At 64.7% G+C, this 25,604-nt stretch carries 22 protein-coding genes and 1 riboswitch; of the genes, 5 read left to right on the forward strand and 17 right to left on the reverse strand.

The window, feature by feature from the left end:
• Positions 1–37: 37 nt before the first annotated feature.
• From MHZ91_RS10155 to MHZ91_RS10215, 13 genes are all read right to left on the reverse strand, one after another.
• Positions 38–805, reverse strand: a complete 768-nt coding sequence (locus MHZ91_RS10155; RefSeq protein WP_239213500.1) for a DUF6708 domain-containing protein — start codon at positions 803–805, stop codon at positions 38–40.
• A 245-nt stretch (positions 806–1,050) separates the two neighbouring features.
• Positions 1,051–2,013 carry a DUF6708 domain-containing protein gene (locus MHZ91_RS10160; RefSeq protein WP_239213501.1) on the reverse strand — a complete coding sequence of 321 codons (963 nt, stop codon included), beginning with the start codon at positions 2,011–2,013 and terminating at the stop codon, positions 1,051–1,053.
• Complete coding sequence (locus MHZ91_RS10165) at positions 2,013–4,835, reverse strand: toxin VasX (RefSeq protein WP_239213502.1); 2,823 nt, start codon at positions 4,833–4,835, stop codon at positions 2,013–2,015. The genes MHZ91_RS10160 and MHZ91_RS10165 overlap by 1 nt, the downstream gene beginning before the upstream one ends.
• Before the next feature lie 17 nt (positions 4,836–4,852).
• Positions 4,853–5,767 carry a DUF4123 domain-containing protein gene (locus MHZ91_RS10170; RefSeq protein ID WP_239213504.1) on the reverse strand — a complete coding sequence of 305 codons (915 nt, stop codon included), beginning with the start codon at positions 5,765–5,767 and terminating at the stop codon, positions 4,853–4,855.
• A 324-nt stretch (positions 5,768–6,091) separates the two neighbouring features.
• The gene (gene metF / locus MHZ91_RS10175; RefSeq protein ID WP_239213505.1) at positions 6,092–6,934 is read right to left on the reverse strand and encodes a methylenetetrahydrofolate reductase [NAD(P)H]; all 843 of its coding nucleotides are present in this window, start codon (positions 6,932–6,934) and stop codon (positions 6,092–6,094) included.
• A gap of 133 nt (positions 6,935–7,067) precedes the next feature.
• Entirely contained in the window at positions 7,068–7,403 is a 336-nt protein-coding gene (locus tag MHZ91_RS10180; protein WP_056327402.1) for a phage holin family protein, read from the reverse strand.
• A 123-nt stretch (positions 7,404–7,526) separates the two neighbouring features.
• Entirely contained in the window at positions 7,527–8,945 is a 1,419-nt protein-coding gene (ahcY, locus tag MHZ91_RS10185) for an adenosylhomocysteinase (protein WP_175124937.1), read from the reverse strand.
• 100 nt (positions 8,946–9,045) lie between these two features.
• A riboswitch (S-adenosyl-L-homocysteine riboswitch) is annotated at positions 9,046–9,180 on the reverse strand.
• Positions 9,181–9,241: 61 nt separating this feature from the next.
• Entirely contained in the window at positions 9,242–10,288 is a 1,047-nt protein-coding gene (locus MHZ91_RS10190) for a glycosyltransferase family 1 protein (protein WP_239213506.1), read from the reverse strand.
• A gap of 158 nt (positions 10,289–10,446) precedes the next feature.
• Positions 10,447–10,683, reverse strand: a complete 237-nt coding sequence (locus tag MHZ91_RS10195; RefSeq protein ID WP_175124935.1) for a DUF1289 domain-containing protein — start codon at positions 10,681–10,683, stop codon at positions 10,447–10,449.
• A gap of 91 nt (positions 10,684–10,774) precedes the next feature.
• Complete coding sequence (locus tag MHZ91_RS10200) at positions 10,775–11,662, reverse strand: alpha/beta fold hydrolase (RefSeq protein WP_239213507.1); 888 nt, start codon at positions 11,660–11,662, stop codon at positions 10,775–10,777.
• Positions 11,663–11,699: 37 nt separating this feature from the next.
• Positions 11,700–12,350, reverse strand: coding sequence for a 3-isopropylmalate dehydratase small subunit (gene leuD, locus MHZ91_RS10205; protein WP_239213508.1), 651 nt, complete (start codon positions 12,348–12,350; stop codon positions 11,700–11,702).
• A complete protein-coding gene (gene leuC, locus MHZ91_RS10210) occupies positions 12,347–13,768 on the reverse strand; it encodes a 3-isopropylmalate dehydratase large subunit (RefSeq protein ID WP_175136842.1) in 1,422 nt (473 codons plus the stop codon). The genes leuD and leuC overlap by 4 nt, the downstream gene beginning before the upstream one ends.
• A 100-nt stretch (positions 13,769–13,868) precedes the next feature.
• On the reverse strand, positions 13,869–14,849 hold the full coding sequence (locus MHZ91_RS10215; protein WP_239213509.1) for a tripartite tricarboxylate transporter substrate binding protein: 981 nt from the start codon (positions 14,847–14,849) through the stop codon (positions 13,869–13,871).
• A gap of 125 nt (positions 14,850–14,974) precedes the next feature.
• Between MHZ91_RS10215 and MHZ91_RS10220 the strand changes: the two genes are divergently transcribed.
• The gene (locus MHZ91_RS10220) at positions 14,975–15,898 is read left to right on the forward strand and encodes a LysR family transcriptional regulator (protein ID WP_239213510.1); all 924 of its coding nucleotides are present in this window, start codon (positions 14,975–14,977) and stop codon (positions 15,896–15,898) included.
• A gap of 4 nt (positions 15,899–15,902) precedes the next feature.
• On the opposite strand, the gene MHZ91_RS10225 is transcribed toward MHZ91_RS10220, so the two are convergent.
• The 3 genes from MHZ91_RS10225 to MHZ91_RS10235 are packed head-to-tail and all read right to left on the reverse strand — an operon-like array spanning position 15,903 to position 18,254.
• Complete coding sequence (locus MHZ91_RS10225; protein WP_175124929.1) at positions 15,903–16,535, reverse strand: flavin reductase family protein; 633 nt, start codon at positions 16,533–16,535, stop codon at positions 15,903–15,905.
• 1 nt (position 16,536) lies between these two features.
• A complete protein-coding gene (locus tag MHZ91_RS10230) occupies positions 16,537–17,289 on the reverse strand; it encodes a GntR family transcriptional regulator (protein ID WP_175136845.1) in 753 nt (250 codons plus the stop codon).
• A gap of 8 nt (positions 17,290–17,297) precedes the next feature.
• Entirely contained in the window at positions 17,298–18,254 is a 957-nt protein-coding gene (locus MHZ91_RS10235) for a polysaccharide deacetylase family protein (protein WP_175136846.1), read from the reverse strand.
• A 230-nt stretch (positions 18,255–18,484) separates the two neighbouring features.
• On the opposite strand from MHZ91_RS10235, the gene MHZ91_RS10240 reads away from it, so the two are divergent.
• Genes MHZ91_RS10240 through MHZ91_RS10250 form a run of 3 tightly spaced genes read left to right on the forward strand, consistent with a single transcriptional unit; the run spans position 18,485 to position 23,070 of the window.
• Positions 18,485–19,675, forward strand: a complete 1,191-nt coding sequence (locus tag MHZ91_RS10240; RefSeq protein ID WP_239213511.1) for an ABC transporter substrate-binding protein — start codon at positions 18,485–18,487, stop codon at positions 19,673–19,675.
• 27 nt (positions 19,676–19,702) lie between these two features.
• Positions 19,703–20,581 carry a branched-chain amino acid ABC transporter permease gene (locus tag MHZ91_RS10245; RefSeq protein WP_175124925.1) on the forward strand — a complete coding sequence of 293 codons (879 nt, stop codon included), beginning with the start codon at positions 19,703–19,705 and terminating at the stop codon, positions 20,579–20,581.
• Positions 20,581–23,070: a branched-chain amino acid ABC transporter ATP-binding protein/permease gene (locus tag MHZ91_RS10250; RefSeq protein WP_239213512.1), complete on the forward strand. Its 2,490-nt coding sequence runs from the start codon at positions 20,581–20,583 to the stop codon at positions 23,068–23,070. Before MHZ91_RS10245 ends, MHZ91_RS10250 begins: the two co-directional genes overlap by 1 nt.
• 118 nt (positions 23,071–23,188) lie before the next feature.
• Here MHZ91_RS10250 and MHZ91_RS10255 read toward each other — a convergent pair whose 3' ends face one another.
• The gene (locus MHZ91_RS10255) at positions 23,189–24,193 is read right to left on the reverse strand and encodes an Lrp/AsnC family transcriptional regulator (protein WP_239213514.1); all 1,005 of its coding nucleotides are present in this window, start codon (positions 24,191–24,193) and stop codon (positions 23,189–23,191) included.
• An 83-nt stretch (positions 24,194–24,276) separates the two neighbouring features.
• Here MHZ91_RS10255 and MHZ91_RS10260 point away from each other — a divergent pair, with 83 nt between their 5' ends.
• A complete protein-coding gene (locus MHZ91_RS10260) occupies positions 24,277–25,581 on the forward strand; it encodes an MFS transporter (RefSeq protein WP_239213516.1) in 1,305 nt (434 codons plus the stop codon).
• Positions 25,582–25,604: the final 23 nt, after the last annotated feature.

Here is a 25,604-nt window from a genome sequence, read left to right on the forward strand (position 1 = left end):
AGAATCCAGGCCCATGACGCCCTCGCTTGCAAGTGCTTTACGGTTCATGGCGGTCGTCGCTGACGCCAATGGCCGGCGATTGGATTTCGTCGAAGCCGCACAACTGGTCAATGTCCGCGGGGAACGGCGTGTAGGGCACGTTGTACTGAATGAACGCCTCCACGCTATCGGGAAAAGCGTTGATCAAGAGCCAGCCGAGCCAAAGCGGGATAGTGATCGGCGCTTTCAACATGCCGTAGGGCTTGGCCAACCTGCGGCGCAATCCGGCATACCAGTCTCGGTAAGGTTGAAGGGTTTCCTGTCTGCGGGTTAGGCGAGGAGGCAACGGCGCGGGTTCTGGCAAGCCCTCAGGGCCGTGGGCCACAAAAGCTTGAAGATAAGCCCACAGCGACTTGGCTGATCGGTCTCCGTCAAACAAACCGAGGTTGCCGCATGCAGCACAGATCTCGGTCGGTGGGTTCATCGCGTGGTCGATTCCGATCAAATAAAGCGGGTGTCTGCTGGCGTAGCCGCTTGGCGAAACAGTTGGGATATAGCCGGCTAAAGCCTCAAGTCGATCCCAGTCCAAGACGTGAAGACGCTTTTCCCTTGGATAGATGAAATAGAGTTTGCGAGTGCCGCGATGGATGCGAATGAAAGCGCCGCGACTTTTGTGCGCACCCCCTGCCAAGTAAAAAATAGAGGCTAGAACGGTCAGGGCGGGAAGCCATGCAAATATGGCTACCAGCGTTTCCCTGTCTAAGTTGTCAACGCCGATTCCTAGTACTGCAGCAACGGAAGTGGTAACGCTGATTGTGATGGACATGCCTATAGAGCCTGCCGCACCGCGCTGGACATAATTGGCGTATGTTTCGAGCTCAACGCACGAGTTGCTGACGCGTCGAACTCCATCTGGCTCTGGCGTATCGGTCGTCGACGAACCTCTGGAGAGGGACGTTCCACCGATACGAATGCTCTTTGGGAGGCGTTTAACATCCCGATTCATTTAGCACGCAGAAGGTTTGGATTTGGACGAGCAAAAGGCCTCCATGAAGAACGGAGCTCAGGCCGCTACCTTTTTTGACCGCTACACGGCTTGTTATGTGTTCCGGTGACACGACCGACGGCCGCGCCCTGCTCATCGAAGCCGCACAACTCGTCTATCTCCTTGGGGAACTGCGCGTACGGCACGTTGTATTGAACAAACGCTTCCACGCTGTCCGGGATAGCGTTGATCAATAGCCAGCCAAGCCAAAGCGGGATAGTGATCGGCGCTTTCAGCATGCCGTGGGGCTTGGCGAGTCTGCGGCGCAATCCTGCATACCAGTCTCGGTACGGTTGGAGGGCTTCCCCTTTGCGGCTTAGTCGAGGAGGTAGCGGTGCGGGTTCGGGCAAGCCTTCGGGACCGTGGGTCATGAAGGCTTGAAGATAGGCCCACAGCGCCTTGGCCGATCGGTCACCGACAGCAACTCCAAGGTTTCCACATGCCACACAGATTTCGGTGGGTGGGGTCATGGCTAAATCCACGCCTAACAGGTACAGCGGATGTCTGGACGTATTGATGGTGCCCGAAAATATCGGTATGTAGCCGGCCAGAGCGTCGACGTGAGCCCAATCGATAACGTGAAGTCGTTTATCTCTGGGAAAGACGTAATACAGCTTCTGTGTACGTCTATTAATCCGAACATAAGCGCCACGGGTTCGATGCGACCCGCTGGCAAAGTAAATCAGTGTCGTGATTGCAGGCAATGCCGGCGCGGCCATGATAATCGAAAGGTAACTCTCGAGATTCGAATTCTCCTCGTTCAGAATAGCCAGCATCAGGATGACCCCCGCTATCGCTACCACCACACCGAGCCCGATATGTCTGGCGGCCCCACTTTGCGTAAAGTTTGCGTATGTTTCGAGCTCGACGCATCGTTCATTGACGCGCCTAACCCCGTCCGGCTGAGGGTGCTCTCCCGTGGGCCGGCGGTGGTACAAAGGCGTACCGCCGAACCGGAGACTTCTTGGCAGGCGTTTGGTGTCAGACATTACTTTGGCCTCCGGACCGGTTCGAGTAAGGGTGAACTGATCGGGTCAGACAGCCATCCGCCCGAGGAGAACTGTAACGGCTCTGGCGCGTACGGTTGCCGCAATGCTATGTCAGGGCGCGACTCAGGGTCCGGGAAATAGAGATACTCGAGTTCCACCTTGGCATCTTCATGCATTTGGATTGACCAGCCGCATTCACTTCCTCTAGCGCCCAAGCGCGTAACCAGGCACTCATGGCGGTAATCGACGGGAGTTGTGCCGGGAGCGTACGCGATCGGCCCTTCTACCTGAGCAAGCCGGCTTCCGTTTAAGGTGAAAGCCAATTTTGTCTGGAATTTTTCTCCCGGAATGTCGTTGGTTTCAGGCAATTGGCAACTGATGCGAAGCTGGCCTACGGAATAGCCGGATGCCTTATCCCACTCCGCCGATAATCGTGGTCGGTAGAGCAACCCATGGACTGCATCCAGTTCCTCTTGATTGGAGTAACGTGGGCTGTTGACGCCCCAGGCGCTATGTTTGAGCCATATTTCAACGGGTCCATGCGCCGTCATAATTACTCCAACTGACAACGCCAAGCCACCGAGAACCGCTCCAGCGGCGACAATAGCCCAGCCCCCAGGCGTAAGCCCGAGAACCAGAATAGGCGCACCTGATGCAATGGAAGCGGCTGCCGCCACTCCCCCAGCCCCCATGGCAAGTGCCAGCGTCCCCGCTGCCAGAGCTGACCCAAATAATATTTTTCCTTGTTCTGGATTACTCTCGCCAATTGCCTTAATCGCTCTGACTACATCTGCTAAGGCCGCAATGCCTGCTCCCGCAGCGCCGAAAACGGCAACGCCGAATTTGGCAGAAACAATTCTTGCACTATTTGCCAAAATAACGTTTCCGCGCTTTTCAAAAATAATTACCGCAATGGCAGAGCGGCTTTCGATTCCAGCACCAATCAAAGTATATAAAGCACCTATCAGCGATATAGCACCCGCGGCCTTTGAAGTAGACGAATTCAGCGACTTCAACGAATCCCTCATCCCCTTGATTGCTAGAAGCCCGCCTAGCCCTGTAAATAGATGCCCGCCGGGACCCTGAACACGATTCAGCATATTTACAAACGGGTTTCCTTTCATCTGAACAGGCCTAGGCGGCGGCAACATTGACCCGTTTGCTATTGCTGCGTCGATCTCGCGGTACGTGGTTTCATCCACCTTCACCCAGTCATAGACTGACGTCCTATTACCCGAATCTGCATGATTGATCTTCGGATTTGGCATCTTCCACCCACGCAATTCGTCTTTCCCAAGTGTTTGATACCCTCGGAGCTCATACGCGGCTCGCTGCAAATCCTCCAGGCCGATGTCATAGCGGACAATGGTGAAGCCGGCCCTGACCTCCATCACATGCCGCAGACGTGGCATCAGTACATCTGCTACTTTGGATTCCGGCACCGCCTGCAGCAGCCCGACTAGCGCGTTGGAGGCCGCAGTTAGTTTGTGCTCCTCCAGAAATTTGTCTGTAACGCTGAAAACATTCTTGGCAATCTCACCCGAGCTCGACTTCAGACGGGCAAGAAGCAGTTCGCTGCCATTTGCAAGCGCGAGCCAATAAGGGCTTTTGTCGACGGGCAAACTGATCAAATCGTTCAAAACCTGTATTCCATCTTTGGAATGCACCAGCCCGCCAATGCACTGAAGAACCGCGTTCTCATAGTCATGTGCGTTGTGAATGACGCTGCGGTCAAAGCAGTGCAGCGCCTTGCCCAATAGCCGCGATGGATCGATAAGACGAACCCACGCAAGCGAGTCCATTACCGCTGCTGCAATAGTGCTGTCGAACGCTTTGATTTCCTTGGCGTAACCGTCCGGAAATAACATTGCGCCGGCGTAATTCACCAGGTTTTTCTGCTTCGCTATCGAATGGCCCAGCTCCGGATTTTTACCCGCCTGCTTCTTCATCCCCTCGAAGTAATCGCGGATAAACGTTGCGCTTTGCAGCTTGTGCGCGTTTCGGCCGGCATATTCCGTCTTGAGCGTGACGGCACGGGTGACCAGGTAATGAAGCTCGCTGGCAATCCCGATCGGGTCCTGCAATGGCACCACCAGAGGTGTGAAATCCTTGCGCGGCAACAATGCGATATACATATTGCCGAGTATGTTGTGGTGGCTTGGCGCCTTTTCTGAGAATTGGATTTCGCTCCATGCGAAACGCTTTGGCGCACCGTGTCCGGATGGCGAGACGAGTTCCGGCGCGGCCTGACCCAGCAGCGTCGCGTCGAAGATGTGTTCCTGATAGGGATTGCCGGCAGGCCTGCATTGCGTGCTCAACGCATCGCGAAGACCGCCCTCGTTGGTCTCGATGGCCCAGAGCTTGCGATGGGACAACAGCGTGTCACTCACCAGGATGTGGACAGTTTCGGCAGTATTCGCATCTGGCGCGAAAAGATATGTTTGGGCGCCGACCGTATCGGGGCGGCTTAGCCTGCCCGGCGTCGCATCCTGGTCGTCGTCATAACTCCACCAGATGCGGGCGAACTTGACGTCATCAGTGACTTGGTAGTGCTGCGTCCACATCCGCCCATTCTCGAAATAGCAGAGGTAGACGTAGGTGCCCGGGCGCAATGTCCGCAAACCGTACGCTTTGCCCGCCGTGAGTGCGGGATAGCCATCGCTATTTAGGCGGGGAAACACTTCCTTGTCCCACGCGTAATCGGCAATGCCATACCGCAACGGATATAGGGGCACGCCGCGTTCGCAGGGCGGTGGAGAGATGGCTTTGCCAAGGCGTTTCTCGTTCGGGCGGATGGCGCCCAGTGCCTTTTTGAAGTTCACGTGACAGGCTTCCTTTACTAAGCCGCGAGCGCCGAGAGTCGTGCTTCGGCATCCATCAATCGCTGCTTTCCGGCAATGTGCCGTTCGCTCAGGATGTCCCGGAGCACGCTATCCTTCGCGAAAAAATCTTGTGGATAGCGAAACCGCAGATCGACGTAGTGGCGAACATCCCGCTCCAGGGTGAGCGCAAGCTGATCAGCGGCCTCGCGAACGAACAGGTCGGTGCGCCGCCACAAGGCCGGTTCATGCTCGGGGTCGTCGTACGCTGGCGTTTGTCGACGAATGCTGCGCACGCAGTCGCGCACGAACCACGCGAGGCTGGCCTGATCGAGTGAGGCCTCGTCGGCTTTTGTCAGGGCGATGGGCTCGTCCAGCGCAGGTGCGGCGTGTCCCTCTACGGGAGAGTCGGCACCTAACCATTCGCCCTGATGCTCATCGCCCGCATACCAGATGAAGCGTTGGATGGGACCGAACAGCCTGCACAGGGAATGCGCCGTCAAGCCTTCGCAGAACTCTTCGAGCACCCGCGTGCCATTAAGGCTGAACCTGATGGGGAATCCGTCAGTGCCCGTCAGTTGATGCAACTGTTGCAGATGTGCGACGAGGAGGTCGATATCGTCGGGGGCCGCCAGGATGATTCCTGCTTGCTGGGGGAGCCAATGTTCAACGGCGTGGTTGAACAAGGCCTTGTCGAGCGGTACCAGCAGGGGTCCGTGTCGATAGCCTGGATTCCGGTATTCCCGAGGCGTGTCGCGCCAGACCCAGCGATATTCGAAACCACTCTTGATTTGCAGAAGGTCGCTTTCGAGCGTGTCGCTGTGCGCACCTTCCAGAAGAAGCCAGGGGCGAGATCCGCGTTCAAGCGTGGCCCAATCCGGGCATGGCAATGCATTTACCACCCGACGTGTCCATCGGGACGCCTCGGCGATCAAGTCAGTCGCTGCACCCGCCATGTGCGTGTCACTCGTCAGTTGAACGATAAGTCGTTCAATCTAAGGCGGGGCCGTCCCCTTGGACATATGAATAGTTCGAAAGCTCTGAAGACCAGGTCTGATTGGTCAGAGGGTTGGGACCGGTTAACAAATCGCCGCTCGTTGGCGAGCTTGCCGACGAACCGCTTCCCAAAAAAGAAAAATCCCCACTCAGCGTATAGCTTCGTGGGGATTGGGCTAACCGTCTCATGAATTCCGACGGAACCGCCGGCCTTATCGCAAGGGCGGCGGGCGGCAAGCCTGGAGCCGCGCGCAGCTGACGGCTTATACCGTCAGTTCCTTCCAGATCGCCAGCGGCGCTTCGGAACTGTTCAGCGTGTAGAAATGCACGCCAGGCGCGCCGTTGTCCAGCAGGGTCTGGCACAGCTCGGTCACCACATCCACGCCAAACGCGCGGATGGAGGCCTTGTCGTCGCCGAATTCGGCCAGGCGCAGGCGGATCCAGCGCGGCACTTCTGCGCCGCACATTTCCGAGAACCGCAGCAGCTGCGTGTGGTTCGTGATGGGCATGATGCCCGGCACGATCGGCACGTTCACGCCCTTGGCGCGGGCGCGGTCGACGAAGTCGAAATAGGCGTCGGCGTTGAAGAAATACTGCGTGATGGCGGCATCGGCGCCGGCCTTCACCTTGGTCACGAAATGGTCCAGGTCGGCCGAAGGATTGGCGGCCTGGGGGTGCATTTCGGGATAGGCGGCCACTTCGATGTGGAACCAGTCGCCGGTTTCCTCGCGGATGAACGACACCAGTTCATTGGCGTAGCGCAGTTCGCCCGCGTCGCCGCCCATGCCCGACGGCAGGTCGCCGCGCAGGGCCACCACGCGCCGCACGCCCTCGTTCTGGTAGGCCTGCAGGATGTCGCGCAGATCCTGGCGCGACGCGCCCACGCACGACAAGTGCGGCGCCGCAGCGCAGCCCAGATTGCGCAGCGTGCGCACCGCGTCGGCCGTGCCGGCGCGCGTGGAACCGCCCGCGCCGAACGTCACGCTGACGTACTTGGGCTGGATGGCCAGCATCTGCTTGGCCGCACGCACCAGCCGCTCCTGGCCGGCCAGATCACGCGGAGGAAAGAATTCCAGACTAAAAGCAGGAGAGTTCGATTCGGACATATCAATCTTTTTATGGCGCCAAGCGCCGCTTAGGGCAGGTGCGGCCCCCGCGGGGTGCCGCGGATCCGGGCTCCGCCGGTCCGCAGGCACGCCCCTGGGGGAAGCGCGCAGCGCTCGGGGGGGCCCTCTACCTCTACGGGATCAGCTTGGTCAGGAGACCGGAGATGATGCTGTAAAGGATGGCGCCGCCCACGGCCCACCAGAACCCGTTGACCTGGAAGCCCTTGAGCACGGAGCCCACGAACCAGAACAACAAGGCGTTGATGACGATGAGGAAGAGCCCAAGGGTAACGATCGTGATGGGCAGCGTCAGCAGCACCAGGACCGGCTTGACCAGCATGTTCACCAGACCCAGCACCAGCGCGGCGATCAGCGCCGAACCGAAACTGGCCACCGTGATGCCGGGCAGCAGGTAGGCAACGGCCAGCAAGGCCACTGCGTTCAGGATCCAGACGAGTATCAGTGTCACCATGTTCGAACTCCTGTATTGACGCTCCGCGGACCCGTCGGCGCCGGGCGGCGACGGGCGTGACCCGCAGACCGGAAAACCCGCGCCGACATGGCGCGGAATTTTCCTATTGTGCTACATCCATCAATAGCGGTAGTGGTTGGGCTTGTAGGGGCCTTCGACCGGCACGCTGATGTAGTCGGCTTGGTCCTTGCGCAGGGTCGTCAGCTTGACACCCAGCTTCTTCAGATGCAGGCGGGCGACCTTCTCGTCCAGGTGCTTGGGCAGCACGTAGACTTCGCCGGACTTGTAGGCGTCGTTGCGCGTGAACAGTTCGATCTGGGCGATCGTCTGGTTGGCGAACGAGGACGACATCACGAACGAGGGGTGGCCGGTGGCGCAGCCCAGGTTCACGAGACGGCCCTGCGCCAGCAGGATGATGCGCTTGCCGTCCGGGAAGATGACGTGGTCGACTTGCGGCTTGATCTCTTCCCACTGGCAGTCGGCCAGGGCAGCGACGTCGATTTCGTTGTCGAAGTGGCCGATGTTGCAGACGATGGCCTGGTCCTTCATCGCGTTCATGTGCTCACGCGTGATCACATGGTAGTTGCCGGTGGCGGTGACGAAGATGTCGCCGTGGGCGGCAGCTTCTTCCATCGTGACGACCTTGAAGCCTTCCATGGCGGCCTGCAGGGCGCAGATCGGGTCGATTTCGGTAACCCACACTTGCGCGCGCAGCGCGACCAGCGCCTGGGCGCAGCCCTTGCCCACGTCGCCGTAGCCGGCCACAACCGCGATCTTGCCGGCGACCATGACGTCGGTGGCGCGCTTGATGCCGTCAACCAGCGATTCGCGGCAGCCGTACAGGTTGTCGAACTTGGACTTGGTGACCGAGTCGTTGACGTTGATGGCGGCAAAGGCCAGCTCGCCCTTTTGCGACATCTGGTACAGGCGATGCACGCCGGTGGTGGTTTCTTCGGTCACGCCCTTGATCAGCGCCAGGCGGGTCGAGTACCACTTGGGATCGCGCTTCAGGGTTTCCTTGATGGCGGCGAACAGGATGCGCTCTTCGTCGCTGCCCGGGTTGGCCAGCACCGAGATGTCCTTTTCAGCCTTGGTGCCCAGATGCAGCATCAACGTGGCGTCGCCGCCGTCGTCGAGGATCATGTTGGCGTTCTGGCCATTGGGCCATTCGAAGATCTTGTGGGTGTACTGCCAGTACTCTTCCAGCGTCTCGCCCTTGACGGCGAAGACCGGGGTGCCGGACGCGGCGATGGCGGCGGCGGCGTGGTCCTGCGTGGAGAAGATGTTGCACGAAGCCCAGCGCACTTCGGCGCCCAGCGCCACCAGCGTTTCGATCAGCACGCCGGTCTGGATGGTCATGTGCAGGCTGCCGGCGATGCGCGCGCCCTTGAGCGGCTGCGATGCGGCGAATTCCTCGCGGATGGCCATCAGGCCGGGCATTTCGGTTTCGGCGATGGCCAGTTCGCGGCGGCCCCAGCCGGCCAGCGACATGTCGGCGACGAGGTAGTCGGAAAAGGATTTATCAGTCACAGCGTTCATGGTGTGTAGGCTCCACGTGAAATACGAACGGCGCACGAGATGGCCGGACAACGCGAATACACCACGACAGTCGAGTGCTCGCCTTTCCCGCCATACGCGACAAAGGTGAGCGCCGTTGCTGTAGCGACGCGCGGGGCGCGGCGCTTGAACAAGGATTCCTGAGCCTGGCGAGCCGGGGTCCGCATGGGTAAGACACATGGGGGACCGCAGGGTCGTCGCAACGCTCCTCAGGATTGCCGGGCATTGTACAAGGTTGGCGCGCCGCGCGGCTAGCAAATCCGCGCGGCGCGTGTGTTTCAGGTGGTGGTCGCCCAGTCGGTGGCTGCCCCACGCGAATCACCCTGGGTCAGCGGCACCAGTGCGTCCAGCAGGTCCGAAGCGACCGAATCCCAGCTGCGGGTCAGCGCCCGCGCGCGCACCGCGTCCCGGTGCAGCGGCAGCGCGGCCAGACAGGCCCGCTTCAGATCGTCGTCCAGCCGGCCCGTCACGCCCTCCTCGACCACAGCAAGCGGCGCCTCGCTGCGAAAGGCCGCCACCGGCGTGCCGCAGGCCATGGCCTCCAGCATCACCAGCCCGAAGGTGTCGGTCAGGCTGGGAAATACGAACACGTCGGCCGCCGCGTAAAAGCCGGGCAGCGCACCGTCCTGCTGCATGCCCAGGAAGACCGCGTCCGGAAAACGCTTCTTCAGGCGGGCCTCGTCAGGTCCTGCGCCCACCACCACCTTGCTGCCCGGCAGATCCAGGGACAGGAAGGCATCCAGGTTCTTTTCCTTGGCCACGCGGCCCACGCTCAGCCAGACCGGCCGGGGCAGGTCCTGGAACGCCTGGCTGGCCGAGGGCTGGAACTTGCGCGGATCGACCCCGCGCGACCAGACGCGCAGATTCGTCAGGCCCCGTCGCACCAGGATGTCGCGCACCGTGGGCGTGGGTACCAGCACGCATTGCGACGGCCGGTGGAACCAGCGCAGGTAGCGCCACGGCAGCGCGGCAGGAATGCCCATGCGCGCCTGCAGGTAGTCCGGAAACATGGTGTGGAACGACGTGGTGAAGCGCCATCCCCGCCGCATCGCCATGCGCCGGGCGGCCAGACCCAGCGGCCCTTCCGTGGCGATGTGCAGCGCGTCGGGGATGGTGTCGCCCAGGATGCGGCGCAGTTGCCGGCCGGGTTGCAGGCACAGCCGCAGATCGGGTTCGGAGGGCGCGGGGATGGTTCGGCTGCCCTCGGGGCTGACCACGATCAGCTCGTGGCCCCAGTCGCTGAGGATCTGCCGCATGGTCGACCAGGTGCGGACGACGCCGTTGACTTGCGGATGCCAGGCATCCGTGACGAGAACGATGCGCATGATGGAGCCGGAAGTGGGCAATGGCGCTATTCAGCCTGCGCCATGTGACAAGCCCAAGACGGGGACGCAAGCGCGCGGCTTCGCGTCTTTAACGTGGCTTCAATGTGGAGGGCGGCGCGGTCATGCCCAGGCGCGGCGGCGCGTCTGTGCGCAGCGCGTCAGTTGTTGCGCCGCGGATACCCTTGCGATTTGATGCGGATCCAGACTTCGCGCTTTTCTTCTTCCGACATGAACACCCAGTTGGCGACTTCCATGGCGGTGCGGCCGCAGCCCCGGCAGATGTCGTCGAACAGCGTGGAGCACACCGCCACGCAGGGTGAATCCGACGCTTTGAAGGCGCGCTGGGCGTCCTCGGCGTCGGGCAATTCGGAAAGATCGGCGAAGTAACGATTCATGGGCCGAAGGTTAACACCAGGGGTGCGTCCCTTATTGGATAGCCCTATCGCCTGCCGAGGCTTGATTGACAGGCGGTGCGCCCCCGCCCCTTCATCGCCAGCCGAAGAAACTCCTGGCTTCGGCCAGCACCGCGTCCGGCGTTTCCTCGGCCAGATAGTGCGCGCCGGGCAGCGGGCCACCGGTCACGTCGTCGGCCACCGCGCGCCACAGGGCCAGCACATCGAAGTTTCGGCCCACGGCGCCGCGCTCGCCCCACATCGCGCGCACCGGCATGCGCAGGCGCTCGCCCGCCGCGCGGCCGGCCTTGTCGTGGTCCAGGTCGATCGTGGCGGACGCGCGGTAGTCTTCGCAAATGCCGGTTGCCCAGCCGGGTTGGCGCGCGGCGCGTTCGTATTCGGCCATGGCCTCAGCCGAAAAATGCGCCAGTCCGCCCGGCCGACCGCCCATCACGGACCGCAGATAGAAGACGGGATCGTGCTCGATCATCGTTTCCGGCGCCGGCGCCGGCTGGATCAGCCAGAACCAGTGGAAATAGGCCTGCGCAAAGGCGCGCGTCGTGCCTTCATACATATCCAGCGTGGGCGCGATGTCCAGCAGCATCATGCGCGAGACGGCCTCGGGGTGGTCCAGCGCCAGCCGGTGCGCGACGCGCGCGCCGCGGTCATGCGCCAGGATCTCGAAATGGTCATGGCCCAGACCGCGCATCAGCGCCACCATGTCTGCCGCCATGGTGCGCTTCGAATGCGCGGCGTGATCGGCACTGGCAGCGGGCTTCTCGCTGTCGCCATAGCCGCGCAGGTCGGCAGCCACGCAGGTCCGATGACGCGTCAGTTCGGGCCAGACGCGGTGCCAGATGGCGTGGGTCTGCGGATGGCCGTGCAACAGCAAGAGGGGCGGACCCGAGCCGCCGATGCGCGCGGCGATCTCCACGCCGTTGGCCCGAAAGCGCCGCACCGGCAGGTCGAAAAAGGCGGTCATCTGCGTCATCTCCTTTTGTTGTCGCGCACGTCACGCGCTAGGCGGCGTCCAGCCGGTCGCGCACCTGACGCGCCACGTCCTTCATCCACGGAAAGCGCGCCCAATGGCGGGCTTCAAAACGCTCGACCTCGGGCAGTTGCTGCAGCGTTGCACCCACCATGTCCTGTCCTTGCGCGAACATGTGCCGATGCCGCGCCGGCAGGTCAAAGTGTGCGGTCCAGCCGTCGGCCGCGCGCACCTGCCCGGCCATCACGTCGATGCTGACGCGGTTTGCGCCGACCGCCGCCGTATTGGACACCTTCGAGAGCAAGGCGTCGACCTCGGCCGGTGGCAACGTCACCAGGAGGAGGCCGTTGTTGAGCGCGTTGAAGTAGAAGATTTCGCCGAAGCTGGACGCGATCACCGCCCGGATGCCGAACTGCTGCAAGCCCCAGACGGCGTGCTCGCGGCTGGAACCGCAGCCAAAATTGGGACCTGCCACCAAGATGCTGGCGCCCGCGTACGCAGGCTGGTTCAGCACGCAGTCCGGACGCGGCGCGCCCGCTTCGTCAAAGCGCAGGTCGTACAGCAGGCCCTTGTCCAACCCGGCCTTGTCGATGATGCGCAGGAACTGCTTGGGCATGATCTGGTCGGTGTCCAGATTGGAATACGGCAGCGGCGCGGCCACGCCTTCGGTCATGGCATTCATTTGGCGTCTCCCCAGGTGCGCACGTCGACGATACGGCCCGCCAGCGCAGCCGCTGCGGCCATTGCGGGACTCATCAGGTGCGTGCGCCCTGCCCGCCCCTGGCGTCCCTCGAAATTGCGGTTCGTGGTGGACGCGCAGCGCTCACCGGGGCGCAGCACGTCGTCGTTCATGGCCAGGCACATCGAGCAGCCGGGCTGGCGCCATTCGAAGCCGGCCGCGATCAGGTCGGCGGCCAGCCCTTCGGCTTCAGCCTGCGCGCGCACTGCGCCAGAACCGGGCACCACCATCGCCCGCACCCCCGCCGCCACCTTTTTGCCGCGCGCCAGATCGGCCACGACACGCAGGTCTTCGATGCGGCCGTTGGTACAGGAACCGATGAAGACGCGGTCGATCGGCACGCCCGCGATGGGCGCGCCCGCGGCCAGGCCGATGTAGTCCATGGCTTTTTCCAGCGCCAGCCGGGCCAGCGCGTCGGGCTCGTCCCGCGGATCCGGCACGGCGCCATCGACCGGCATTGCCTGATCGGGGCTCGTTCCCCACGTCACAAACGGCGCGATGCGGCCCGCGTCGAACGCGTGTTCCACATCGAAGCGCGCGTCGTCGTCCGAGCGCAGCGTGGCCCACCAGGCGCGCGCGTCGTCCAGCATGGCGCCGCGCAGCTGCGGCGCGTGCGCCGTGACGTAGGCGTCGGTGACGGCGTCCGGCGCGATCAGCGCGGCGCGCGCGCCGGCTTCGACCGTCATGTTGCACAGGGTCATGCGCGCTTCGGCCGACAGCGCAGCCACCGCCTCGCCGCAGAACTCCACGGCATGACCGCGCGCGCCCTGCGCGCCGATGCGATGCACGATGTAGATCACCAGATCCTTGGCCGACACATGCGCCGGCAGCGCGCCGTCGATGCGGATCCGCATGTTGCGCGCCACGCGGTACACCAGCGTCTGCGTAGCCAGAATGTGCTCGACCTCGCTGGTGCCGATGCCAAAGCCCAGCGCGCCCAACGCGCCGTACGTGGTGGTGTGGCTGTCGCCGCACAGCACCACCATGCCGGGCAGGATCATGCCGTGTTCCGGCGCGATGACGTGCTCGATGCCTTGCAGCGGATCGGTCGTGTCAAAGAGCGCGATGCGCTGCGTATCGCAATTGCGCTTCAGGTTCAGCGCCTGCCGCGACGACGCATCGTCCGCAATTACGCGCAGCGCGGAAGGCACAGGATGCGTGGGGATGATGTGGTCCACCACCGCCATCTGCTGGCCCGGGCGCAATACGTCGCGGCCCCGCGCGGCCAGGCCGCTGAAGGCCTGCGGACTGGTGTACTCGTTCATGATGTGCAGGTCGACGTAAAGCAGCACGTGCTCCGCGTCGATCCGGGCCACCTCATGGCTAGCCACCAGTTTGTCGTAAAGCGTCATGCCGGGCATGTCTGTGCTTCCTTGCTTGAAAGAGGCGCCCGCGGTGCGCGCGGGCGGGTATTGCGGCCGGCGGTATTGCCGCCGGCTATTGCGGGTGCATCCTGCGCGTTCAGTTCGCCTCGATGCCGGCTTCCTTGACGATGCCGGACCAGCGCGTCATTTCGGCAGCCACCATCGCGTCGGTCTTGTCCGGCGTGGTGATCAGCGGTTCAAACCCCTCCCGCTGCATGCGTTGCGTCAGCGCGTCCGTTTTCAACGCCTGCCCCAGCTTCGCGTTCAGCGTGTCGATCACCGCCTGCGGCGTGCCGGCCGGCGCGCTGACGACGAACCAGGTGTTGAATTCATAGCCAGGCAGACCAGACTCGGCGATGGTCGGCACGTCGGGCAGCAGCGGCGAGCGCTTTGTGCCGGTCACCCCGAGCGCGCGCAGCTTCTTGCCGTCGACCTGCGGCTTGGCGGCGGACAGCACCGGAAAGCTCATCTGCACCTGGCCGCTGATCGTGTCGAGCATGGCCGGGCCGCCGCCCTTGTACGGCACGTGCATGATCTGCGTCTTGGACACGGACTTGAAGAGCTCCGCGGCCATGTGGAACGTGCTGCCGGTGCCGGCCGAGCCAAAGCTCAGTTCGTTCGCGGGACGCGCGCGCACGTACGTCAGCAACTCGCTCACCGACGCGACGGGCAACGAATTGGTGACCGTCAGCACGTGCTGGGACGTGCCCACCGTTCCCACCGAGCGCAGATCCTTCGCGGTGTCGAATGGCATGTTCTTGAAAAGCGCCGGATTGATCGCCAGCGACATGGTGTTGATGCCCAGCGTGTAGCCGTTCGGTTCTGCGCGCGCCACAGCCGACATGCCGATGTTGCCGGACGCCCCGGCGCGGTTTTCGACGATCACGCTCTGTCCCAGTTCCTTTGCCCACGCGTCGGCGATCAGGCGGGCCGCGATATCCACGCTGCCGCCCGGCGCGAACGGCACGATCAGCGTCACCGCGCGTTCAGGAAAGGCATTGCTGGCCGCAGCGCCATGGGCCCAACAGGATGCGGCAACCGCCGCGCACAATGCGCCGGCCAATCTGGCTATCTTCATTTCGGGTCTCCTCGTGTGGCCGCGTGGCGCGGCTCTATATCGGTAAACCCCAGTGTATAGGCCGGTTTCGTTCTTATAATTCGTTGAATTTATAAATCTTTATTAAATACATTTTATAAATCGCCATGGACGCGCTCTCCGATCTCGCTTTCTTTTCGCTGGTGGTCAAGCACGGCAACCTGTCGGCCACGGCGCGGGAACTGGGGCTGACGCCGCCCGCGATCAGCACCCGGCTGGCCAAGCTGGAGCAGCGGCTGGGCGTGCGTCTGCTGAACCGCACCACGCGACGTGTCAGCGTCACGCAGGAAGGCGAGCTGTACCTGGCCGAAGGCGCGCGCATCCTGGCCGATCTGCAGGCGCTGGAACGGTCGGTATCCAGTGCCCGCGCCCAACCGCAGGGCCTGCTGCGCCTGAACGCGACGTTCGGCTTTGGACGCGCGCACATCGTGCCCGCCGTTTCTGATTTCTGCAGGCAGTTTCCCGACGTGGAAGTGCAGATGCGCCTGACCGACAGGCCGCTAAACCTGATCGAGGAAGGCTTTGACGTGGCGGTGCGCTTCGGCGACCTGCCGGACGCGCGGCTGACGGCGCGCAGGATTGCCTCAAACCGGCGCCTGCTGTGCGCATCGCCGCGCTACCTGGAGATTCATGGCGAGCCGCGCGCCCCCGGCGACCTGCAGCGCCACCGCTGCATCGTCGTGCGCGAGAACGACGTGGCCTACGGCACCTGGCGGCTGGAATCCGGCGCGCGCGCGGAAACAGTGAAGGTGCGCGGCCCGGTCAGTTCGAACGACGGCCAGAGCGCGCTGGAATGGGCGCTGGACGGCCACGGCATCGTCATGCGGTCCGAATGGGAAACGGCGGCGCACCTGCGCGCGGGCCGGTTGCAAGAAGTGCTGACCGACTGGCGCACGCCGCCCGCGGATATTCACGCGCTGTACCCGGAACGCCTGAACCTGCCGGCCAAGACGCTGGCGTTCGTGGACTTCCTGTCGCGACGCTTTGCGCGCCGCCTGCGGGCGCCCGGCTCCGACACCGCCGTGTGGTGAGGCCTCAGATCTCGTCGATGGCCGTGCTGGCCGGCGCGTTCTTTTCCGCGTCGATGGCGTAGCGGTCTCGCGTCCGCACGTAAAAGCTGGCGCCAAACCGGCCCACCGGAAAGTAATCCTGCAGGCGCACGCGCCACGTCTCCGTGTCGATCAAGCCATCGCGCGCATGCAGCCAGCGCACCTGGCCGATGAAGATCTGGCGGCTGGCGGTCTCCATGGTCTCGAACAACGTGCATTCGAACGCGACGGGCGCCTGCACGATGCGCGGCGGCGCGACGCGGTGGCTGGGCGCGGCGTCCAGGCCCGCGTGCGCCAGTTCGCTGACATCGGAGGGCAGGCGGTCGCCGCAGCGGTGCATCTTTTCGGCCATGGCTTCGTCGGTCAGGTGAACGACGAACTCGCGGTCGCGCGCGATGTTGACCGCGGTGTCCTTCAGCCCGCCGTCTTCCAGGCGGTTGATGCTGACCATCACGATGGGCGGGTCCTCGCCCAGCATGTTGAACATGCTGAACGGCGCGGCGTTGACCACGCCGGTCTCGGACAGCGTCGTGATTAGCGCGATCGGACGGGGCACGATCAGGCTGGCCATCAGCTTGTAGCGCTGATATTCGGTGATAGCGTCGAAGTCGATTTCCATGTCAGGCCAGTCCCAGCATCTGGGCAAGGGTTTGCGCGGGCTGCGGGCGCTCAAGGCTGATGCGCCGCTCCAGGTCCGCCAGGTGGTTGTCGTTGGTCCGCACGGCTTCGGCTACGTCGCCGCGCTCCATCATGTCCACGATCAGCACGTGCTCGCCATGTTCGCAGGCGGCGTTGCCGGGCGGCTCGTACAGCGCCACGATGAGCGAGCAGCGCGAGACCAGCTCGGCCAGGTAGCCGTGCAGGATGGTGTTGCCGGACAGTTCGCCCAGCCGCACGTGAAACGCGCTGGCCTGCCGTGCCCAGGCCGGTTGCCCGGCGCGGTGCAGCAGCGCATGCTCGTCACGCAACTGCTTGCGCAGCGAGGCGTAGTCGGCGCGCGTGGCGCGGGCCGCGGCTAACGGCAGCAAGGCCGCCTCCAGCGCGCGGCGCGCCTGGAAGATCTGGCGGGTGTCCTCGGGCGTGGGTTCTGCCACCACCGCGCCGCGGTTGTGGTGCAGGTCCACGACGTGCTCGTGCGCCAGCCGCTGCAACGCCTTGCGCGCCACCGATCGCGATACGCCGAACAGCTCGCAGATCGCGGCCTCGGGCAGCTTGGTGCCAGGCGTCAGGCGCTGGCTCATCACGCTTTCGTAGACCGCCTCGCAGATGCGGCGTTCCATGTCGGCGTCGGGCAGGACGTCATCGTCCGCGGCGGGCTTAGGGGGCTTGGACCGCGCGGCGGCGGCGCGGCGGGATTGGGTTGGACTTGGCACTGCGGCTCCTAAACGATCACACCCGGCGGCAAGCCGTCCACATGCCGGCAGATCTCGCCTGGCGTGGTGAACCAGATCTCGCCGCGGTCACGGGCGGCGGCCAGTGGCGCCAGCGCGCGCCGCAGGTGACGCAACCGGTAAGGCTGGCCGACGATGTAGGGATGCAGCGCAATGCCCATGACCAGCGGCTGACGCACCGCCTGCGCGCGCATCTCCTCGAACTGGTCAAGGATCATATCGGCAAAATCGCGCGCATCCATCTTGCGGCCCATGATCATCGGAATGTCGTTGAGCTCCTGCGGATACGGAATGGCCCATAGGTCGCCCGCGCGGGTGCGCATACGCATGGGCTGGTCGTCGTGGCACCAATTCAGGGTGTAGCGGTAGCCCGCCTCGGCCAGCAGGTCGGGCGTGGCGTGGCTTTCCGAAATCCACGGCGACAGCCAGCCCGCCGGCTCGCTGCCCGCGTGCCGCAGGATGCGATCGCGGCAGTGCGCGAGCAGCGCGCGTTCCTCGTCCTCGGGCAATCCGCCCTGCCGGTGCGCGTTGCTGTAGCCGTGTCCGATGAGCTCGTCGCCGCGCGCCAGGAAAGCATCCACCAGATCGGGGCAATGCTCATACAGCGCGGTGTTGATCAGCACGCCGGCAGGCAGGCGCAGCTCGTCGAAGAGTTCCAGGCAGCGCCACGCGCCCACGCGGTTGCCGTATTCGCGCCAGGCGTAGTTCAGGACGTCCGGATGGGGCGACGCCGGGCCAAGTTCCGCGCCCAGTCCTTCCCCGAACGCGAAGTGCTCGATGTTGAAGCCCAGGTACACGGCCAGGCGCGCGCCGTTCGGCCACGAATAGTCGGCGCGGCCCGCGATGGCGCGGTACGGGAAGCGGCCGTGGCAGGCCAGCGGTTGCGGCGTCCAGGCGGCGTTGCCTTCGCGCCCCGGTTTAGTGCTTGGAAGCGAGGATGGATTCATTTTGGTGCAAATCCTGAAGCATGATTGTGAACAAAATCGCTGCGGTTTTGGCGACAAAATCCTGACATCGGTGTGCACATATCCCGCCTGCACTGCCCGCGCCCAGCGGCGGCGGGGCGAAAGCGGCATGCAGCAATGAACGCGGATCAGGTGGCATGGATCTTGCATAAGGGAACGAAGCAGCACTTAACCCCATGCAAGATTCATTCCACTTTTTCAGGAGTGTCCCGATGACCCCGACCCGTCGTTCCTTCATGCGCCACGCGGCCGCCGCCGCGCTTTTCGCCGCGGGCCTTGCCTCGCAGCCGGCGCTGGCAGCGGACCCGATCAAGATCGGTCTGATCACCGCGCTGTCCGGCGAGTCGGCGCGCGCCGGCGAAGCGCTGACGCGCGGCATCACCATCGCCATTGACGAGATCAACGCGCGCGGCGGCTTGTTGGACGGCCGCCAGGTCGTGCTGGTGCGCCGCGACGACGAAGGCAATCCTGCCAAGGGCATGGCCGCCGCGCGCGAGCTGATCTACAAGGAAAAGATCGCCGTGCTGTTCGGCGGCCTGGACACGCCGGTCTCGATGGCCATCGTTCCCATCGTGAACCAGGAGAAGGTGCCGTTCATGGGGCCGTGGGCCGCAGGCACCGCCATCACGCAGAACAAGGGCAATCCCAACTTCGTGTTCCGCGTGTCGGCGATGGACGAGATCGTCGACAGCGCGATGGTCCAGTACGCGCAGAAGACGTTCCAAAGCGCCAAGCCCGGCATGATCCTGGTGAACAACCCCTGGGGCGAATCCAACGAGAAAGGCCTGAACGCCGCGCTGGCGACCGCCAAGATTACGCCCGCCGGCGTCGAAAAATTCCAGCCCAACGATCTGGACATCGTGCCGCAACTGAGCCGCCTGAAGGCCGCCGGCGCCGACGCGCTGTTCCTGGTCGGCAACGTCGGTCCGTCCGCGCAGGTGGTGAAGTCGCTGGACCGTATGGGTTGGAAGGTGCCGATCGTGTCGCACTGGGGCCCGGCCGGCGGCCGCTTCACGGAACTGGCCGGTCCCAACGCCAAGAACGTGCACTTCGTGCAGACCTACAGCTTCTTCGGCAAGCAGGGCCCGGTGGGCGACAAGGTGATGCAGGCGCTCAAGACCAAGTATTCCGACATCAAGGGTCCGCAGGACATCACGCCGGCCGTGGGCGTGGCCAACGCGTACGACGGCATGCAGCTTGCCGCGCTGGCCATCGCGCAGGCCGGCTCGACCGATGGCGACGCGGTGCGCCAGGGCTTCTACAAGATCGGCAAGTACGAAGGCCTGATCAAGACGTATGAGCAGCCCTTCACGCCGGCCTCGCACGATGCGCTGCGTGAGGACGACTACGTGTGGACGCAGTTCATCGACAACCGCATCCTGCCCGTCAAGGGCGTGCAGTAAAGCGGCCGGACGCCGCGGGAGACGCGCATGTTGTTGATGTCCGCCATCGTCAGCGGCCTGGGACTGGGAAGCATGTATGGGCTGATGGCCCTGGGCTTTTACCTGACCTATGCCGTGTCCGGCACAGTGAACTTCGCCCAGGGCAGTTCCATGATGCTGGGCGCCGTGCTGACCTACACGTTCGCCCAGACGCTGGGCTGGCCGCTGGCCGTGGCGCTGCTGTTTGCGCTGGCGCTCTGCGCGCTGTACGGCCTGGTCGTGGAGCGGCTGGCGGTGCGGCCGTTTGCCAGCCGCGGCTCCAATGCGTGGCTCATGTCCACGGTGGCACTGGGCATCGTGCTGGACAACGTGGTCATGTTCACGTTCGGCAAGGAGCCGCGCAGCCTGCCCTCTCCGCTGGCGCAATCGCCGCTGGAGATCGGCGGGCTGGGCCTGGGCATCTATCCGCTGCAACTGCTGATCCCGGTGGTGGGTCTGGCGCTGGCGGCTGCACTGCACACCTTGTCGCGCCGCACGCGCTGGGGCGTGGCGCTGCTGGCCGTGGTGCAGAACCCGAACGCCGCGCGGCTGATGGGCATCCCCGTGCGCCACGCCATCATGGCCGCCTTCGCGGTGTCCACGCTGTTCGCGGGCGTGGCCGGCGCGCTGGTCGCGCCGCTCTTTAACGTGCAGGCGGACATGGGCACGCTGTTCGGTTTGAAGGCCTATGTGGTCGCCATCCTGGGCGGCATCACGAGCGCGTGGGGCGTGATGATCGCGGGCCTGCTGTTCGGCGTGGTCGAAGCGCTGATCACCGTGGCGCTGGGCTCCGGGTATACACAGATCATCAGCTTCACGCTGGTGATCGTCATGTTGGCCGTGCTGCCCAATGGCCTGTTCGGGCGCGCCGATGTGAGGAAGGTCTGATGAACAAGCAATCCGCAATGCGCTGGCTGCCGCCGGCGCTGTATGCCCTGCTGGCCGCGGCGGCGCTGATGCTGGCCGCCACCGTCAACGGCTATTACGTTTTCGTGCTGGGCAATGTGGCGCTGCTGGCGCTGGCCGGCATCGGCCTGAACGTGCTGCTGGGTCTGACCGGCCAGATGTCGTTCGGCCACGCGGGCTTTTACGCCATCGGCGCGTACACCGTCGCGATCCTGACCGGCCAGGCCGAATGGAGCTTCTGGCTGGCGTGGCCGGCCGCCGCGCTGGTGTGTGGCGCGTTCGGCCTGCTGCTCGCCGTGCCCGCGCTGCGCGTGAAAGGCCCGTATCTGGCGATGATCACCATCGCCTTCGGCTTCATCGTGGAACACGCGCTGATCGAGGGCGGCTCGGTCACGGGCGGGCAGAACGGCCTGATGGGCATTGTGCAGCCCGCTATCGGCAGCCTGGGCGGCGACCGCGGCGTGGCCATGCTTGCCATCGTGGCGGTGTTTGCCGCGCTGATCGGCTATGCGCTGCTGTCGCGCGGCGCGTGGGGCGCGGCCATGCGCGCGGTCAAGGACAGCGAGACAGCCAGCGAATCCATCGGCATCAATCCGCTGGTGGTCAAAGCGGTGGCCTTCATGGTGTCGGCCGCGGTGGTCGGCCTGGCGGGCGGGCTGTATGCACCGCTCACGGGCATGATCACGCCGCACAATTTCAACTTCATGCAGTCCATCCTGTTCGTGCTGGCGGTGACCATCGGCGGCGCGGGCTCGCTGGCCGGGCCGCTGCTGGGCGCGGTGGTGGTGGGCCTGCTGCCCGAAGTGCTGTCCAGCCTGGAGGAATACCGCCTGCTGTTCTTCGGCGCCTTCCTGCTGGTGGTGCTGTGGGCCGCGCCCGAAGGCGCCGCCGGGCTGCTGGCGCGCTGGCGGCGGCGCGCGCAGACGCAAGGGCTTGCGCCGCGCCACGGCGCGTTGCCTGCGACCGCGCGTGCGCGCCGCACGCTGCAGGCCGACGCGCTCACGATGACCTTCGGCGGCGTACGCGCCGTGCAAGCCGTGTCGTTCACGGTGCCGCCCGGTGCGGTGACGGCGCTGATCGGCCCCAACGGCGCGGGCAAGTCCACCGTCATCAACATGCTGAGCGGCTATTACCAGCCGACAAGCGGCCGCGTGGCGCTGGGCGATGCCCCGCTGGCCGCGCTGCCCGCGCATCGCGTGGCGCGCAGCGGCATTGCACGCACCTACCAGACCTCGCAGCTCTTCGACACGCTGAGCGTCGAAGACAACGTCGCGCTGGGCATGCTGCGCGGACGGTTGGGCGGGCTGCTGGCGTCGCGCCGCTACCTGGCGCCCGACGTGCGCGAACGCGCGCGCGCCCTGCTCGCGTTCTGCGGTTACGAAGGCGCGCTGGACATTCCCGCTGCCGACCTGCCGCACGTGGACCGGCGGCTGGTGGAGATTGCGCGCGCGCTTGCCACCGATGCCGACGTGCTGCTGATGGACGAGCCCGCAGCGGGCCTGTCGCGCGAGGACAAGACGCGGCTTGCCGGGCTGCTGCGGCGCATTGCCGAGGCGGGCGCGGGCGTGCTGCTGGTCGAGCACGACATGACGCTGGTGATGGGCGTGTCCGACCACATCGTGGCGATCGACGCCGGACGCGAACTGGCGCAAGGCAGCGTCGCCGCGATCCAGCAATCGCCTGAAGTGCGGCAGGCCTATCTGGGCGACGAGGCCGCGCGCCGGGCGCCCGCCGCGCGGCGCAGGCCATCGGGCGAGGCGCTGCCGCCCGAGGTGCTGGGTGTGGGCAACCTCACGACCGGCTACGGCGCCAATCCCGTGCTGCACGGCATCGACCTGCAGGTCAGGCAAGGCGAGATGGTGGCGCTGCTGGGCGCGAACGGCGCGGGCAAGTCCACGCTGATGCGCACGCTCGCCGGGTTGCACCGGCCCGCGCAGGGCGGCATGCACCTGCAGGGTCAGGAGCTGCACGGTCTGGCCGCTGATCGCATCGTGGCGCGCGGCCTGGTGCTGGTGCCGGAAGGACGTCAGGTGTTTCCCGGACTGAGCGTGCTGGACAACATCCGCCTGGGCGCCTTCCTGCATCCGCAGGACCGCGAGGCGCGCGTCGAGGAAATGCTGACGCGCTTTCCGCGGCTGCGCGAACGGCTGCACCAGCGCGCGGGGTTGCTGTCGGGCGGTGAACAACAGATGCTGGCGATCGCGCGCGGCCTGATGGCCAAGCCCGTGATACTGCTGCTGGACGAGCCGTCGCTGGGCCTGGCTCCCAAGATCATCGACGAGCTGTTCGATGCGCTGGACCGGCTGCGCAAGGAGTCGATGACCATCCTGCTGGTGGACCAGATGGCGGCGCTGGCGCTGTCGCTGGCCGACCGCGCATACGTGCTGGAATCCGGCCGGGTCGCCGCGCATGGCGCCGCGGAAGACATTGCCAAGGACGGCGCGCTGGCGCGCGCGTATCTCGGGGCGTAGCGGACCCGGAGAACCTGGGCGGCCGCCTGGAAATGTGGCCGCCGAAAGGGTCTAAAGGGTCTGAAGGGTCTGAAGGGTCTGAAGGGCCGGAAGGGCCGAAGGCGGCCCCCCGTGAACATCACGCGGCGTCCGCCCCCAGCCGCGCGCCCGCGCGCACGATGCCGCAACGCTTGTGCGCGCGCATCACCACGCCGACTTCGCTGTTCAGCACGCCGTCCAGCTCACCCAGCCGCCGCGTCACCACCTCCCACAGATGCAGGCTGTCGCGGCACAGCACGTGCCAGAAAAGCTGCGACGCGCCGCTGGTGCCGAACAGGCAGCGGGTATTGGGGTCCAGCGCCAGATGCGCGGCCAGCGCGTCTACCGTTTGCGGACGCACCTGCACCGAGATCACCGCTTCCACCGGAAAGCCGACCAGCGCCGGCTCGACTTCCACGCGAAAGCTCAGCGCGCGGCGCTCCACCAGGTTTTGCAGCAGACGATGCGCGGTGGGCTCGCTGACGCCGGATCGTTCGGCCAGCTCCGCCAGGCTGGCGCGGCCATCGCGCATCAGGTGCGACACCATGCGCTGTTCGGGATCGGTCAGCGCGGCTGGCGGGGACAGCAGCGGCGCGTCCGCATCGCCTTCAGACGCCGGTTGAATGCGCCACTGACCCGCGCGCCGGAACGGCCGAAGCACCAGCCGCGCCTCCACGTGCTCCACCCCGTCGATGGACGGCAGCACGTGGGTCACTACGTCCGGCATATCGGCCGCGTCGGCCAGCGTCAGCTCGGCCATCAGATCGGCGGAACCGGCGAGCGTCACCACGAGCTGGCTGATGTCCAGCTTCGCGAGTTGGTCGGCCACCTCCGGCACCCGGCCAGACCGGCAGCGCACCCAGGCGTGCAGCACCACGCCGCGGCCGGTGGCCAGCGGGTCCGGTTCCGCGATGACGCGCAGCGCGTCCGCGTCCATCAGGCGCTTGATGCGCCGCGCGACGGTTCGCTCGGCGATGCCGGTCGCCGCGCCCAGCTCGCGCCAGGACGCGCGAGGCTGCGCCTGCAGCGCGACGAGGCACGCGAGATCCGTGTCGTCCAACGCAGCGCTTAGGGAATTACCCTTACTTGACGTGACCATATCCATTAATCTAACGTTCGCGCATTGATAAAAACACAAAATTTACTGGTCTATTTGACCAAAAAAACAAAACAAAATTTGAGGACGTCATGAGCAGCACATCCGCAACCTTGCGCGCGGCGCAAGGCGCAAGCGCCCCGCCCGTTTCGCGCGGCCGCACGATTCTGGCCGGTAGTGTAGGCAATGCGGTGGAATGGTTCGATTGGACCATCTACGCGTCGTTCGCCATTTTCTTTTCCAGCCAGTTCTTCCCGCCCGGCAACGAAACCACTGCCCTGCTTGCGACGTTCGGCATCTTCGCGGTGGGCTTCTTCATGCGTCCGGTGGGCGGATGGGTGCTCGGCATCTTCTCCGACCGCTACGGCCGCAAGGCCGCGCTGGGCCTGACGATCCTGATGATGGCGGGCGGCTCGCTCATCATCGCCATCACGCCGACCTACGCCACCATCGGCATCGCTGCGCCGCTGCTGCTGACCGCCGCGCGCCTGCTGCAAGGCCTGTCGCTGGGCGGAGAGTATGCCTCGGCCACGACCTTCCTGGCGGAAATGGCGCCGCCGAACAAGCGCGGCTTCTATTCCAGCTTCGTCTTCTTCAGCGCCGCGGTCGGCATCCTGGCCGCCTCGGCCGTGGGCTGGATCCTGACCACCGTTCTCACCAAGGCCGACATGGCCGAGTGGGGCTGGCGCATCCCGTTCCTCTTGGGCGCGCTGGGCGGCCTGGCCGGCATGTGGATCCGCCGTGCCATCCCGGAAACCGAAGCCTTCTCGCACGTCAAGAAGGCCGGCATCGAAAAGCAGCCGCTGCGCACGCTGCTGCGCGACCATCCGCGCGAGGTGCTGCGCATCGTGGGCTTCTCGGTGCTGACCACGTTCGCGTTCTACATCTTCGTGGCCTACGTGCCCACCTACGCCATCCGGCAGGTCGGCGCCGACCCCAAGACCGCGTTTGCGGCCAACACCGTCGCGCTGATCGTATTCATGCTGGTGCAGCCGCTGTTCGGCATGCTGTCCGACCGCATCGGCCGCAAGCCGCAGCTCATTTTCTTTGCCGCCGGCTACCTGATCTTCTTCTATCCGGTCATGACCACGCTCGGGCCGTCATTCGGTTCGATCCTGGCCGTCGAACTGTTCGGTTTGGTGCTCTACGCGATGTACACCGCGATCGCCCCGGCCATCATGTCCGAGCAGTTTCCCACCAGCGTGCGCGCCGTCGGCATCGGCACGCCGTACAACCTGGTCGTCGCGCTGCTGGGCGGCACCACGCCCTACCTGCTGACCTGGCTGCAAAGCAAGGGCATGGAGCGCTGGTTCTTCTATTACGTGCTGGCGGGCGCCGTGATCACGCTGATCACCTTCATCCGCATGCCTGAGACGAAAGGCCAGGTCCTGAAATAGACCAGCCCCGGTAGGCCATCCCC

This window comes from Achromobacter sp. ACRQX, from assembly GCF_022346505.1.
Classification (GTDB): Bacteria; Pseudomonadota; Gammaproteobacteria; order Burkholderiales; family Burkholderiaceae_B; genus Achromobacter; species Achromobacter animicus.